We start from the raw sequence: 15092 nt of genomic DNA on the forward strand, positions 1-15092 counted from the left end.
AACCTTGAATTTCATTGATAATTTGTCGCTCGCAAAAATGACGGAAATATGTTATTATGAAAATGAAAAGAGAGATATGCAGGAACATACCTCTCTAATAGCCACTACCAGTTATAAGAACTGGTGGCTTACTGAGTTATTGGTTTTATTTCAAACGCTTAACCGTTCAGCTCCTCAAAGCTTATGAACGGTTATTTTTGTTGTCTAAGACAAGCGCTAAGATACCGAAGATAATGGTCACAACAAGTGTTGCAAAACCAATCATCAGTCCTAGCGCTGCTTCAACGGACAAAAACATTGCTCCTTTCGTTAAAGTAAGAAGAATTGCGCATAAGCATCAACCTCCTTTCTCAACTCAGAAAGTCCTCGTTCATATAACTTTTATGACTAAAATAAGTATACCATCAAATTACTACATAAAATCTGACAACGTTAATTTTTCTTCTTAAAAATGACTTGCATCTAACGCATCGACCATTTCTTGTTCATTCCAAACGGTCACGCCTAAGCTTTCAGCTTTGGTTAATTTACTGCCTGCATCTTCGCCAGCAACCACAATGTCAGTTTTTTTCGAAACACTCCCTGTAACTTTTCCACCAAGATTTTCAATTTTTTCTTTGGCTTCTTCGCGAGTGTACTGCGTTAATTTTCCTGTTAAAACAACTGTTTTGTCTTTGAAAGGTGACTCCACTTCTGCTAATTGCTCTGTCCGGAGACCTTTATATGTCAAGTTCACTTGGGCTTTTTCCAGTTCAGCCATTAATTCATGAACTTCCTCATTTTCAAAATACGTCACAACGCTGTCTGCGATTGTTTCGCCAATTGAATCCAAAGCCACAATTTCTTCCGCAGTTGCACGACTTAAGGTTGGTAAATCACCAAAATGCTCCGCTAAAATTTTCGCCGCTTTCGCCCCCACATGGCGAATCCCTAAGCCAAAAATCAAACGTTCGACAGAGTTTTCTTTACTCCCTTGAATGGCAGTATAAATGTTGTTTGCTGATTTTTCTTTGATTTTATCCAAAGTCATTAACTGTTCTTCTGTTAAGAAATACAGATCCGCTACGTCTTTCACTAATCCTTTGTCATACATTTGTGCTAACACTCTTGGCCCCAAGCCATCAATGTTCATTGCGTTTCGTGAGACAAAGTGATTCAGCCCTTCTTTAATTTGCGCAGGGCATTTTGGATTAATACAACGTAACGCCACTTCCTCATCTAAATGCACCAACTCACTATGACAAATTGGACAATGTGTCGGCATTTCATAAGGCTGACTATCGGCTGCACGTTTTTCAACTAGGACTTGCGCTACTTCTGGGATAATATCGCCGGCTTTGTAAATAATAACATGATCATTTAAACGGATATCTTTCATTTGAATAAAATCTGCATTATGCAAACTTGCCCGACTAACCGTGGTTCCCGCGACTCGTACAGGAGCCATGACCGCAGTAGGAGTGACCACTCCCGTGCGCCCAATTGTCCATTCAATATCTTCCACTACTGTCTCTGCTTCTTCTGGTGGAAATTTGTAGGCAATCGCCCAGCGAGGTGCTTTGACAGTGAAACCTAATTCATCTTGCAACGCAAATTCGTTCACTTTAATCACAATTCCATCGATTTCGTATGGCAAAGTGCTCCGCTTTTCATGGTATTCTTCAATGTAGGCCCAAACTTCATCGATTGACTGACATAATTGACGTTCAGGATTGGTTCTAAAACCAATTTCAGAAAGCTCTTCTAATGCCTCAAACTGCGTCTTCGCTTTCATCGGTCCAAAGTCAGCAACTGTGTATAAAAACGTATTTAAGTTCCGTTTCGCCACAATTTTTGTATCTAATTGGCGCAAACTTCCCGCCGCTGCATTCCGAGGATTGGCAAAAATATCTTGGCCATTTTCTTCACGTTCTTCATTCAACGCGACAAAGGATTGTTTAGGCATGTAGCACTCGCCACGAACTTCCACTGAAATGGGCTCCGTTAAACGCATCGGTACAGAGCGAACCGTTCGTAAGTTCTCTGTAATGTTTTCACCAACCGTTCCATCGCCTCGTGTTGCTCCGCGTACAAACACCCCGTTTTCATAACGTAATGAAATTGCTAACCCATCAATTTTCAACTCGCAACAGTAAGCAACGGGTTTACCAATCGCCTTACGAACACGTTCATCAAAAGCAAAAATGTCTTCCTTGCTAAACCCATCATTTAAACTATACATTGGAATGTCATGCGGAGCTTTTTCAAAACCAGATAAAACTTTGCCACCTACACGTTGTGTCGGCGAATCTGGCGTGATTAAATCAGGAAACTCCGTTTCAATATCGACTAACTCTTTATACAAACGATCGTAAACATAATCTTCTACGGATGGTTGATCTTTGACATAATATTCATGGGAATATTGATTGAGTTGTTTTCTTAATTCTTGCGTACGAGTTGTCGCCGCCGTTAATGTTAATGGTTGTTGTTCCATCGTAGAACTCCTCCTCATAAGTGTAATGCTCCTATCGTCTTTTTAACACATTTACACTAAGATAGAAAATAAAAAGAATTTATCTAATGATGATTTCTCATTAAATCGCTGACCTATTTTGCATGTTAAATTTTTTCAATTGGTGCAAATGCCGCTAACAACCGTTTTATGCCTTTTTCTGGGAAAGCAATGTCCAACTCTAAGTCTTTGGCCGAACCGCCTACACGAACGACTGTACCAACGCCCCATGCTTTATGTTGGACCTTATCACCTGCTTGCCAAGAAACTTTTTCGCCACCACTTGCCACTTTGTTGCTAACTGATTTTGTAGCTGGCTGTGTATAAGCTGGTTTACTTGCGCTGGGCTTAAATACTTTAGGATCAAAGGTGCGCGCTGGAGCTTTCTGTAAATTGGCCGCCGCCCCTTGTTTCATTAAACGCTCCGCCTCAATTTCTTCTAAAAAGCGACTTGGTCGATTATATTGCGTGCGACCATATAATGTTCTCGAATAAGCATTCGTTAAGAACAAGGCTTCTTCCGCTCGTGTGATACCAACATAAGCCAAGCGCCGTTCTTCTTCCAGTTCACTTTCTTCTAGCATGGCACGTGATAATGGGAAAACCCCTTCTTCTAAGCCCATTAAAAAGACCACTGGAAATTCCAGCCCTTTGGCCGCATGCAACGTCATTAAGGTCACTTGTGAAGAGCTCTCTTCTAAATTATCTAAATCAGAAACCAAGGCTAAATCTGTTAAGAAATCCGTCAATTTTGTTTCTTCGCCATTTGAATCGTCGTTGTTTTGCGCTTCAAAACGTTTATCAAATTCTTGTGTCACAGATAAAAATTCGTCCAAGTTTTCTAAGCGAGCTTGAGACTCTAAATTATTTTGCGCCATCAAAGCTTCCCGATAACCACTACGTTGTAAAGTTTCTTTCACCAATTCTGTAATCGTTAAATAGGGCACTGTTTTCGTTAAGTCTTGAATCATCATGCCAAAATTACCAAGCTCTTTACCCGCTTTTCCTGAAATATTTGCCAAATCAACATTTTGGGCAGCTTCCAGCAAAGCCCAACCATGCGTATCCGCAAATAGCCGTAATTTTTCAATTGAACTTTTACCGATTCCTCGTTTTGGTTCATTGACAATTCGTTCAAAACTAATCGAATCATCTGGATTGGCAATCAAACTTAAATAAGCCAAAATATCTTTAATTTCTTTACGGTCGTAGAATTTATGTCCGCCCACCATGGTATACGGAATATTAGATTTCAAGAGCATTTCTTCCACTACACGGGATTGAGCATTGGTCCGATATAATACCGCAAAATCACCATAAATTCGGTCATTTTCCCGCATTTCTTTTTGGATTTGGCTCACAATAAATTGTGTTTCATCCCGTTCTGTGTCCCCGCGATAATAGACAATTTTTTCACCGTCTATATTTTCTGTCCACAGTTCTTTCTCGCGGCGGTTACGGTTATTTTTGATGACATCATTCGCAGCCGCCAAAATGTTTTTGGTGGATCGATAATTTTGTTCTAGCAAAATTACACTGGCATCTGGATAATCTTTTTCAAAATCCAAGATATTTTGCATATCCGCCCCGCGCCAACCATAGATACTTTGGTCGGCATCACCTACGACACACAGATTTTTGAAACGTGCAGCCAATAAATTGACTAAGGTATATTGTGCATGATTGGTATCTTGGTATTCATCCACATGAATATAGTGAAATTTATTTTGGTAGAACGCCAACGTATCTGGTTGTTCATTGAATAAACGAATCGTATTCATAATCAAATCATCAAAATCCATACATTGGTTTTTGCGTAATTCTTTTTGATAGGCTTCATAGCATTTTGCGACAATTTCTTCATATAAGGAACCTTGCATTTCAGCAACTTTTTCAGGCGTTTGTAATTCATTTTTGGCATTGCTAATCGTACCTAAAATTGAGCGAGGATCATATTTTTTTGAATCAATATTTAAGTCGTTTAAGATGCGTTTCATTAATGTTTTTTGTTCCGATGGGTCAATAATTGTAAAATTACGGTTGTAACCAATCTGATCCACATCACGACGTAAAATTCTTACACACATGGAGTGAAAAGTGGAGACCCATACATCTTCGCCACCCGTTTCCAGTAATTTATTTACACGCTCTTTCATTTCTTTAGCAGCTTTATTGGTAAACGTAATCGCCAAAATATTCCATGGATTTACTTCTTTTTCCTCAATTAGATAGGCAATTCGGTGTGTTAAAACCCGCGTTTTTCCACTACCAGCACCAGCCATGACTAACAGTGGTCCTTCTGTATGCAAAACGGCTTCTTCTTGTCGAGGATTCATTCCCTGAACCAAGGCATGTTTTTGTGTCATATTAAACGTCCTCTCTCTTTTTTCAATCTTATACAGTATACCAAAAATCCCTTTGAAGTTCTTTAGAAAAGAACAAAAAATCTTTTTCTTTTTATATGAAATTTTCTTGTAAATCAAGTCAAACCGCAGTACATTAGTAAGTAGTGATGGAGGCTAAAAATGAAATGAATAATGATGTACATGAAATTAAACAATTAGATGGTACCCGAATCGGCTTTATCCTTAAAGGCATCGTCGTCGGAATCCTGGTCGGCTTTGTTGTCAGCTTATTTCGCTTAGGCATTGAAAAAATTGGCGAACAAGTCGTGCATCTGTATCAAACGTTTCACGAAAAACCCTTTTGGATGATTCCTTGGTTCTTATTTTCTCTCGTGCTTGCTTATTTATTAGGACGACTGATCAAAAGCGAACCAGCAATTAAAGGCAGTGGCATTCCCCAAGTGGAAGGACAACTTCAAGGTCAATTAGAAATTCACTGGTTTCCAGTGCTTTGGAAAAAATTTATCGGTGGGATCTTAGCGATTAGTCCTGGGCTATTTTTGGGACGTGAAGGTCCTTCAATTCAACTAGGTGCAGTGGTTGGACAAGGCTATAGTCAATGGCGGCAAAGCACCAAGTCTGAAGAAAAAATTTTAATCAGTAGTGGTGCCAGTGCTGGTTTAGCCGCCGCTTTTAATGCACCAATCGCAGGACTTTTATTTGTTCTAGAAGAGGTTCACCATTCCTTTTCACCTTTAGTTTGGTTAACCTCTTTTTCTGCGGCCATTTCCGCTAACTTTGTTTCTTTGCATTTCTTCGGATTGCAACCAGTTCTTTATATTGGTCCGGTTAAATCTTTGCCTTTAGAGTACTATTGGACATTAGTCCTGCTGGGCGTTTTGCTAGGATTATTAGGTTGGATATATCAAAAAACATTGTTGTCCTTACCAAAAGTATATGGAAAAATCAAAGGCCTTTCTTCTAATTATTATGGTTTTATTCCTTTTATTTTGATTTTACCGATTGGTTATTTCTTTCCACATTTACTTGGCGGTGGGAATCAAATTGTTTTAGCTTTAGGCAATCAACCGGCCACTATTTGGGCTTTAGTCGGCTTACTGGTTTTACGTTTTGTTTTTTCAATGGTTTCTTACGGTTCGAATCTCCCTGGTGGTATTTTCTTGCCTATTCTAACTTTAGGTGCCATTATCGGAACATTGTATGGCAGTCTACTTGTCCAATACGTAGGGATGGATCCAATTTTTGTGAAAAACTTTTTAATTTTTGCCATGGCTGGTTATTTTACTGCGATTGGTAAAGCACCGTTAACAGCGATTATTTTAGTAACAGAAATGGTCGGCAATTTTTCTCATTTAATGTCTTTAGGAGTTGTCGCTTTAGTTAGTTATATTACCATCGATAGTCTTGGCGGCAAGCCAATTTATGAAAGCTTATTAGAACGTTTGGTTCCTTCTAAAGTAAGTAATATTCGTGGCCACAAAACGATTATTGAATTACCTATCACTGCAGAAAGTTCCTTAGATGATACGATGGTACGTGATTTTGTCTGGCCTAAACAAATGTTGCTCACTTCCATTCGCCGTGGCGAATCGGAAATTTTAACACATGGTGATACTGTTATGCATGTTGGCGATGTGCTCATTATTTTGACCGATGAAAAACTCGCTTACCAAGTCAAAAAAGAGATTTATCAAAAAACTTTACCGAATGATTTAGTGAATTAAAGAAAGCTGCTGAACCTGAGTTCAGCAGCTTTCTTTTTTTCTTATGACTGTTTTTTAATTTTTTTGAATGTTTTTGACCGTTTTAGATTGATTAGCGTTTTCATTTGTGCTATTATATCCATGAAATGAGGGATGAAAATGCTTACGGAAGAACGACATCAAAAAATTTTACAATTGTTAGATCAAAAATCAGTCGTCAAATCGCAAGAACTTGCTAGCTTGTTCAATGCTTCAGAATCCACAATCCGCCGCGATTTACAAGAATTAGAAGACGCCAATTTGTTAGAACGCATTCACGGCGGCGCTAAGCGTATTCTTAATTTAGGCTTTGAACAAAACATGACGGAAAAATCAATCAAAAACACGCACGAAAAGCAAAAGATTGCTTCTTTAGCCGCTAGTTGTGTACAAGATGGCGATATGATCTATTTAGATGCTGGTTCAACCACGTTAGAAATGATCCCTTTTTTAGTTGGGAAACAAATCCATGTAGTGACGAATTCCGTGCATCACGCTGCAAAACTTAGCGATATGGAAATTCCCACTATTATGCTTGGTGGTACTTTGAAGCTCTCCACTAAAGCAATCATTGGTGCCACTAGTATGGAACAGCTACAACATTTTCGTTTTAACAAAGCTTTTTTAGGAACTAACGGCGCACATTTAGAGTTTGGTTTAACGACGCCTGATCCCGAAGAAGCAGCGCTAAAAGCCTTGGCTATTCATCAAGCAGAAACAGCCTATGTTTTACTGGATCATACAAAATTTAATGAAGTAACGTTTACCAAAGTGGAAGAATTAGAGTCAGTTACTTTACTAACTGACTACTGCCCTGCTGAATCGCTTCAAGGATTCCAGCAAAAAACTATTTTAATGGAGGCAAACAAATGATTTACACAGTGACTTTAAACCCTTCTATCGACTTTATCGTTCATGTCGATCATCTACAAATTGGTGATTTAAATCGGATGACGAATGATTTTAAATTACCTGGCGGCAAAGGAATCAACGTTTCACGTATTTTAAAACGTATGGAGACAGAATCCACTGCCTTAGGTTTTTTAGGTGGTTTTACAGGCTCATTCATTGCTGATTGGTTGAAAAAAGAAGAAATCCAAACGAATTTCACTCCCGTGTCTGCTGATACACGAATCAACATTAAATTGAAATCAGATACTGAAACAGAAATTAACGGCTTAGGACCTGCTCTAACAAACGAAGAAATTCAAGAACTAAAACAAGCAGTTAGTCGTGTTCAGGCTGGTGATATTGTTGTTCTTTCAGGAAGTACACCTGCTTCTCTACGCAAAGGATTTTACGAAGAATTAATCCAAATTGTGAAGGAAAAAGGCGCAGAATTTGTTATTGATACGACAGGTGAAGATTTAATGAACGCTTTGCCACAAAAGCCTTTATTGGTCAAGCCAAACAATCATGAGTTGGCAGAATTATATCATACAACCTTTACAAGTGTTGAAGACATTTTACCTTATGGACATCGGTTACTAGAAGAAGGAGCGCAACACGTAATTATCTCAATGGCTGGTGATGGTGCATTACTTTTCACAACAGAAGGTGTTTATCGTTCCAACGTTTTAAAACGTCCACTGAAAAATTCTGTCGGCGCTGGCGACTCAATGATTGCTGGTTTTATTGGCAACTTTTCAAAAACACAAGATCCTTTAGAGGCTTTCAAATGGGGTGTCGCTTGCGGTAGCGCGACCGCATTTTCTGATGATTTAGCCTCAGAAGATTTTATCCAGGAACTTATTCACGAAGTAACAATTGAAAAAATTTCAGAATAAATCCACTAAGGGAGGAAAATAGAGTGAACATTAATGATTTATTAATAAAAGATGTCATGATTATGGATTTACAAGCTACTGATAAAAAAGGCGCGATTGATGAAATGGTCCAAAAATTATACGATGGTGGCCGCATCTCTGACATTGACACTTACAAAGAAGGAATTTTAAAACGCGAAGCACAAACATCGACTGGTTTAGGCGACGGCATCGCTATGCCTCACGCAAAAAATAGTGCCGTAAAAGAACCGACAGTTCTTTTTGCTAAAAGTAAAAAAGGTGTTGATTATGAAGCACTAGATGGACAACCTACTTATCTATTCTTCATGATTGCTGCTCCAGAAGGCGCCAATGATACACATCTCCAAGCGCTTGCGGCCCTTTCTCGATTACTTATCGATCCAGAATTTGTTGGCAAATTGAAAGAAGCGGAAACTCCAGAAGCAGTACAAGCTCTTTTCCAAGCAGCAGAAGATCAAAAAGAAGCGGAAGAAAAAGCAGAACAAGAACAAACAACGCCAGCACCAGAAAGCAATCGTAAATATATTATTGCTGTGACTGCTTGTCCTACAGGAATTGCTCATACTTACATGGCCGAAGATGCGCTGAAGAAAAAAGCAAAAGAAATGGGCGTAGACATTAAAGTAGAAACAAACGGTTCAGAAGGAATTAAAAATCGTTTAACTGCTGAAGATATTGCTCGTGCTGATGGCGTGATTGTCGCAGCCGATAAAAAAGTAGAAATGAATCGATTTGATGGTAAAAAATTAGTCAATCGTCCCGTCAGTGATGGAATTCGTAAAACCGAAGAACTAATTAACTTAGCCATTAGTGGTGAAGCTCCTACTTTCCATGGCAGTGACTCGGCTGCAAGCAATCAAGAGGATTCAGCGGAAGGTTCAATCGGTTCTCGTATCTATAAAGATTTAATGAATGGTGTTTCTCATATGTTACCTTTCGTTATTGGTGGCGGAATTGCCATTGCTCTTTCCTTTATGATTGATCAATTTATCGGGGTTCCTCAAGATCAATTAGCCAATTTAGGGAATTACAATGACGTAGCTAGCTGGTTTAACCAAATTGGTGGCGCAGCATTTGGCTTTATGTTACCTGTCTTAGCTGGTTTTATTGCTTCTAGTATCGGGGATCGTCCAGGCTTAGTTGCTGGTTTCGCGGCTGGTGCATTAGCAAATGCTGGCGGAGCTGGATTCCTTGGGGCCTTAATCGGTGGTTTCTTAGCTGGTTATGTAGTGGTTCTTTTACGTAAAGTCTTCAAAGGCTTGCCAAAATCATTAGATGGAATTAAAACCATTTTATTCTATCCAGTTTTTGGTTTGATTATTACAGGCTTATTAATGTTAGTCATTAACATCCCGATGAAAGCAATTAATGATGCGTTAAATCATTTCCTACTTGGCTTAGATGGCACAAATGCTGCTTTACTTGGTGCCTTATTAGCTGGTATGATGGCCATCGACTTAGGTGGACCAGTTAACAAAGCTGCTTATGTTTTCGGTACAGCTACGCTAGCAAGTACTGTTGCAGAAGGTGGCAGCGTGGTCATGGCTTCTGTAATGGCTGGCGGAATGGTTCCTCCATTAGCAATTTTCGTAGCAACTCGTTTATTTAAAAATAAATTTACAAAAGATCAACAAGATGCCGGCTTAACCAATATTGTAATGGGACTTTCTTTTGTCACTGAAGGGGCAATTCCTTTTGCAGCAGCTGACCCATTACGTGTGATTCCAAGTTTCGTGGTAGGTTCTGCCTTTACTGGTGCGTTGGTTGGTGCGTTTGGTATCAAATTATTGGCACCACATGGAGGAATCTTCGTCGTCTTCCTATTAAGTAATCCATTACTATATCTATTGTTCATCTTAATTGGGGCGATTATTTCAGGAATTGTCTACGGACTTTTGAAAAAACCTGTCGAAGTACCTGCTTAAAAAAACAGCAAAAAAGCGATTCAACCATGGTTGAATCGCTTTTTTATTATTTTCTCTTTATCGCATAATTTTCTAAATACTCAGGATTTCCTTTGCTTCTGATATACGTATACACGCCCATCACAAAGGCCCCAAGGGTATTGGTAAATAAATCCCCCATCGTATCCATTAAAGCAGCACGCCCAATAAATGGTTGGCCGTTGGACATATTATAGCGTTGTAAGTTCATGTTCCCTAGTGAATCGCAGATAAATTCCCAGAATTCCCAGAAAACGCCACAAAGCCCTGCAAATGCAAACCCAAATAATAAAAACAACCACGGGGAAACATCGGCGTACTTCGTTTTCTTCAATAGGAAAGCAGCAATACCATAACCCACAGCAGTTAACAGCATCGGACTAACAAAGTGTAAAATTTTATCCCAGAACGAAATGATTGAAATCATATGCAACGAGGTTCCTAGGAATACTGAAATAAATAAGAAAAACCAGTAAAAATAAACGATGGTCGGTGGCATAATAATTTTTAAAAATTTATTGACAAGATCCGGTAAAAAGATCAGCCCAATTCCAAGTAAACATTCGATAACAAACGTCACACCTTGTTTTGTTGAATACTTAGCCGTAAAAAATTCCCAGAGATTGTACGTCAAGCATAAGATGCCAAACACCACTAATCCATATTTAATTTTCGAATAATTTTTATCCATTTTGACACACCCTTTCAAAAGTTATTTTATATGAAAAAAACTGTAGATGAAAGACACCTTCCATCTACAGTTTTAGAAAACTCTATCGAATGAAGAGCTTATTAAAAATGTTTATTTTTCAACAGCTGTTTCAGTAATTGTTTCAACAGCACGTTTCATACGAATATCGTGTTCTAACATGTCGTTGTTTAATACTTTACGTACTTGCGCTTCAGGCATGTTGTATTGTTCTGCTAAATCTTTCACTTCAGCATCGATGTCTTCTTGTGTTACTTCGATGTTTTCAGCTTTGGCAACTGCTTCAATCACTAAGTTTGTTTTTGTGCGTGTTTCTGCTTCGCCTTCAAATTGTTTGTGTAAATCTTCTTCTGTAGAACCAGTTAATTGGTAGTACATTTCAGGAGAAATTCCTTGGCGTTGCATGTTGTTTAAGAATTCATCCATTGAACGGTGAACTTCGTCGTGAACCATTACGTGTGGTAATTCAACGATTTCAGCATTTTCAACAGCTAAACGAATTGCTTCTTCGTCTTTTGCTTCTTCAGCTGCTGCTTCTTTTGCTTCTGTCAATTCTTTACGGAATTTTTCTTTTAATTCGTCTAATGATTCTACTGAATCGTCAACGTCTTTTGCAAATTCATCATCCAATTCTGGTAATTCTTTTGCTTTTACTTCATGAACAGTTACTTTGAAGACTGCTTCTTTACCAGCTAAATCTTCTGCTTGGTAATCTTCAGGGAAAGTAACGTTTACTTCTACTTCTTCGCCAGCTTTTTTGCCAACTAATTGGTCTTCAAAGCCTGGAATAAATGAATTAGAACCTAATTCTAATGAGTAATTTTCGCCTTTGCCGCCTTCAAATGCTTCGTCGCCTAAGAAGCCTTCAAAGTCGATAACTACAGTGTCGCCGTTTTCAGCAGCGGCATCTTCTTTGATTACTAATTCAGCTTGAGATTCTTGTTCGCGTTTCAAACGTGCTTCCACATCTTCATCTGTTACTTCACGGTCTTGTTTAGACACTGTTAAGTTTTTGTATTCACCTAATTTTACTTCAGGTTTTACAGTTACTTCAGCAGTGATAACCCAGTCTTCCCCTTTATTCATGCTTTCAACATCAATTTTTGGTTGTGCTACTGGTTCAATTCCTGCTTCTAAAACAGCCGCTTCATATGCTTCTGGTAAAACAGCGTTTAACGCATCTTCGTATAACGCTTCTTCTCCATACATACGGTTAAAAACAGTACGTGATACTTTTCCTTTACGGAAACCAGGTACGTTTAAGTTTTTTTTCACTTTATTGAACGCTTGCGTTAATCCTTTTTCGATTACTGCTTGTTCGATTGAAAAAGTTAATACACCATCATTAGTGCCTTTTTTTTCCCATTTCGCAGACATTTGTTTCCCTCCGAATAACATTTAATTTTATACATCAAACTTTATTTATGCATACCTTTAAATAGTACACTATCCCTAGGAAAATGTAAATATTTTAAGTGCTAAGAAGTGAAAGAAAGACTCGATTTTTAGCAAACTATCAGTTTTTTAATTTTTTCGGATTAAAAAAGCATAGAATTTCGAGAAATTTCCTTCTTAAAACACTAAAAGATTGTGAACAAAATATCTTGTTCACCATCGGATGTAATCGCTTTACTTTATGAATGGCCCATTATAGAATGTATGTACTCAATATTTACGCATTATATATTTTCGTCATTATACATATAATATCAAAAAAGGAGAGGATGGTTTTGAATAAGTTCGTCTGGGGAATCTTTTCTTGCATCATATCATGGCTTTTTTTATCGCTGACTCAACCTTTGATAGCTCATTCTGAAACACTGAACCCTACAACTCACGCCTCTACTTTTAGTGAAACATTTACCTCAGTTTCAACAGAACAACAAACAACTCAAGCAACCGATATCGTGGAACAAGAAACCGAGCAAACCCATGCTTCCTCTGAAAACGATGAACCTATGGCACCTACGCCAGCTAGTGTTTCTGTTGGTAATAGCACCTTAAAAAGTACCTTAAGCACGGGAACGTATAACCAAGATATTATCACACTTTCGTATGAATACAGTGTGACACTTATCGGCTTAGCAATTAATGATCGACCGATTATTGCTATTCAACTTCCTACAGAAATTTCAAGCCAGTTAGATAACGACACTCTAAAGCAACAAGATTTTCTGACTCTTTTAACAGGGACTGTCAGTTATCCAGGAACAACCACTCAAGATATTCACAGTTCAACTAACGGCGTCAGCCTCTCTTATAGTAGCACTTATCATTCTGTATATCTGACTTTTCCAAGTAGCACCTTGGTGTTACTTCCCGGAACCAAATGGTCTGCCGCCATTTCGTTTGATGTCGGCGCACTTTATAAACGAGGAATTTCAATCCCTCCTGCTCTTAACGACAAAGACTATCCGATTCGAGGAACCTTTACAGATGTTGGCACTGGATTAGGCGCAATTAATATTATTATTGGGAATAATACAAAAACAGGCGTAATTAGCAAAGCTCAACTTAGTTTAGGTAATTATCCCGTTCCTCAAGTCACACCAGCCAAACTAACTCAACCAAATCATCTGGACACTACTGTAACAGGGACCATTCAACAAGTACAAGACCCAAACTATAACTACTCTGTTCAATTAACCTTGAACCGCCATGATGGCACCACTACCCCCATTGTGGTGAAAGGGATTTCTGTCGATGCAGCCGGAAATTTCTCGACCTCTTTAGCTTCACCATTAGAATATGGCGACACGCTCTCTACAATTGTCTTTGCTCGTTCAAAAACGTCAACCGATTATATTCAAAGCAGCCCCTCAGCTGACCAAAGTGTCAATTGGTCAATCCAACCAGTCACAAACGTAGTCGCCAATGCCGGCTCAACTCAACTTTCAGGTAAAGCTTCTCAAGTATCTAACGGAACCTATCAAGTTAAAGTACAAATAAATGGTGGTTCTATTTACACAACGTCCTTAGATTCCAATGGCCATTTTCAATTTGCTAATTTACCCACTTTCCAAGGAGGAGAAACGGTCAGCTTGTGGGCCCAAGGGCTCAGCAATCGCACTGGCCTGCCTTTGCTAACCAGTTCTACTGTTTCTCAAACAGTTGCTTATCCTGTGCCTCAACTAACGGTCACGCAAATCATTGAGCGGAAAAATGCACAAGGGCTCTGGGAAGCTGCAAACTCTGTCGTAAGTGGTCAAATCATTCGTTTTACGTTAACCACACGTTTAACCAATCAACCAGCAACGTGGATGAATCAGCAATTACGAGCAACGGTGCCTAAAGGACTGTCCCAACTTTCAGCTGCTACATTAACAAAACAATCAGCAGCAGGTTTAAGTACGCCAATAGCTGGGCTTCAACTTTTAACTGATAGTCCCACTGGTTTGCCGTATTGGAGTTATCACAATTCGCTGCCAGCAGATAATTTTACGGAAGCTAATACACAATTCACCTTACAATATACAGCAACGGTTACAGAAGAATGGATAAACCAATTTCTTTTATTTTCTAGCACGGTTACTGGCAATGATGGTGGCGGAACGCCAATTACGCCAATCACTAAGGAACAGTCTTTACCCATCAAAAACGGTACCCTCCGTTTTGTGCAGATGCCAACTACAGTTTCCTTTAAAAATTTACCTTTTCCCAGCAAACGAACCATATACTCACCATCGACCATCAGCGCTCCTTTCCTCATTGCCGATGGTCGAGTTGCAAAAACACCATGGCACTTGTTGGTAAGAGAGAGTCAGCCCATGCATTCAACTTCTACAAATAAAACGATCCAGCAAGCTTTCATTTATCGAAAAAACGGCAGTGATTTTCCTCTCTCCTCTTTAGCAACCGAAGTTTATCAATACACCGCAACGGACGATAACAATGTAGAAATTCCTTGGAACCAACAAAATGGACTTTTTTTAAGCGTTGCTCCTGACCTTAATTTAACGGTCAAAGAATCTTACACTGCCGAATTACAATGGATTCTTTCTGATACACCCCTCTAATTAGGATTTAGCTT

11 protein-coding genes are annotated in these 15092 nt (G+C 38.9%); 6 read left to right on the top strand and 5 right to left on the bottom strand.

Annotation, left to right across the window (positions count from 1 at the left end):
* Positions 1-181: 181 nt before the first annotated feature.
* Complete coding sequence (locus IGI97_RS11470) at positions 182-268, bottom strand: hypothetical protein (RefSeq protein ID WP_306173767.1); 87 nt, start codon at positions 266-268, stop codon at positions 182-184.
* Between IGI97_RS11470 and IGI97_RS11475 the strand changes: the two genes are divergently transcribed.
* Positions 234-449 (top strand): hypothetical protein, encoded by a 216-nt coding sequence (locus IGI97_RS11475; protein WP_002382998.1) that lies wholly within the window; start codon positions 234-236, stop codon positions 447-449. The two genes, IGI97_RS11470 and IGI97_RS11475, sit on opposite strands and share 35 nt — an antisense overlap.
* Here the strand turns inward: IGI97_RS11475 and ligA are convergent.
* A complete protein-coding gene (gene ligA / locus IGI97_RS11480) occupies positions 446-2476 on the bottom strand; it encodes an NAD-dependent DNA ligase LigA (RefSeq protein ID WP_438738662.1) in 2031 nt (676 codons plus the stop codon). The two genes, IGI97_RS11475 and ligA, sit on opposite strands and share 4 nt — an antisense overlap.
* Before the next feature lie 125 nt (positions 2477-2601).
* Entirely contained in the window at positions 2602-4860 is a 2259-nt protein-coding gene (gene pcrA / locus IGI97_RS11485; protein ID WP_438738664.1) for a DNA helicase PcrA, read from the bottom strand.
* Between the two features lie 164 nt (positions 4861-5024).
* Between pcrA and IGI97_RS11490 the strand changes: the two genes are divergently transcribed.
* The 4 genes from IGI97_RS11490 to IGI97_RS11505 all read left to right on the top strand — a co-directional run bounded on the left by IGI97_RS11490 (position 5025) and on the right by IGI97_RS11505 (position 10335).
* A complete protein-coding gene (locus IGI97_RS11490) occupies positions 5025-6584 on the top strand; it encodes a ClC family H(+)/Cl(-) exchange transporter (protein WP_002368023.1) in 1560 nt (519 codons plus the stop codon).
* Between the two features lie 138 nt (positions 6585-6722).
* Positions 6723-7475 carry a DeoR/GlpR family DNA-binding transcription regulator gene (locus tag IGI97_RS11495; RefSeq protein WP_002381250.1) on the top strand — a complete coding sequence of 251 codons (753 nt, stop codon included), beginning with the start codon at positions 6723-6725 and terminating at the stop codon, positions 7473-7475.
* Positions 7472-8389, top strand: a complete 918-nt coding sequence (gene pfkB / locus IGI97_RS11500) for a 1-phosphofructokinase (protein WP_002425502.1) — start codon at positions 7472-7474, stop codon at positions 8387-8389. The genes IGI97_RS11495 and pfkB overlap by 4 nt, the downstream gene beginning before the upstream one ends.
* Before the next feature lie 23 nt (positions 8390-8412).
* Positions 8413-10335, top strand: a complete 1923-nt coding sequence (locus tag IGI97_RS11505; protein ID WP_438738666.1) for a PTS fructose transporter subunit IIABC — start codon at positions 8413-8415, stop codon at positions 10333-10335.
* 46 nt (positions 10336-10381) lie between these two features.
* Here IGI97_RS11505 and IGI97_RS11510 read toward each other — a convergent pair whose 3' ends face one another.
* Positions 10382-11044, bottom strand: a complete 663-nt coding sequence (locus IGI97_RS11510; protein WP_002355557.1) for a hypothetical protein — start codon at positions 11042-11044, stop codon at positions 10382-10384.
* Positions 11045-11155: 111 nt separating this feature from the next.
* Positions 11156-12439, bottom strand: coding sequence for a trigger factor (tig, locus tag IGI97_RS11515; RefSeq protein WP_002355556.1), 1284 nt, complete (start codon positions 12437-12439; stop codon positions 11156-11158).
* A gap of 263 nt (positions 12440-12702) precedes the next feature.
* On the opposite strand from tig, the gene IGI97_RS11520 reads away from it, so the two are divergent.
* Positions 12703-15078: a hypothetical protein gene (locus tag IGI97_RS11520; protein ID WP_438738668.1), complete on the top strand. Its 2376-nt coding sequence runs from the start codon at positions 12703-12705 to the stop codon at positions 15076-15078.
* Positions 15079-15092: the final 14 nt, after the last annotated feature.

Origin of the sequence: Enterococcus sp. DIV2419, assembly GCF_051711865.1 — a bacterium.
GTDB lineage: Bacteria > Bacillota > Bacilli > Lactobacillales > Enterococcaceae > Enterococcus > Enterococcus faecalis.

Coding starts and splice junctions, on each gene's coding strand:
- IGI97_RS11475 (WP_002382998.1), top strand. CDS start 234: ATGGTCACAACAAGTGTTGCAAAACCAATCATCAGTCCTAGCGCTGCT.
- ligA (WP_438738662.1), bottom strand. CDS start 2,476: ATGGAACAACAACCATTAACATTAACGGCGGCGACAACTCGTACGCAA.
- pcrA (WP_438738664.1), bottom strand. CDS start 4,860: ATGACACAAAAACATGCCTTGGTTCAGGGAATGAATCCTCGACAAGAA.
- IGI97_RS11490 (WP_002368023.1), top strand. CDS start 5,025: ATGAATAATGATGTACATGAAATTAAACAATTAGATGGTACCCGAATC.
- IGI97_RS11495 (WP_002381250.1), top strand. CDS start 6,723: ATGCTTACGGAAGAACGACATCAAAAAATTTTACAATTGTTAGATCAA.
- pfkB (WP_002425502.1), top strand. CDS start 7,472: ATGATTTACACAGTGACTTTAAACCCTTCTATCGACTTTATCGTTCAT.
- IGI97_RS11510 (WP_002355557.1), bottom strand. CDS start 11,044: ATGGATAAAAATTATTCGAAAATTAAATATGGATTAGTGGTGTTTGGC.
- tig (WP_002355556.1), bottom strand. CDS start 12,439: ATGTCTGCGAAATGGGAAAAAAAAGGCACTAATGATGGTGTATTAACT.
- IGI97_RS11520 (WP_438738668.1), top strand. CDS start 12,703: ATGGCCCATTATAGAATGTATGTACTCAATATTTACGCATTATATATT.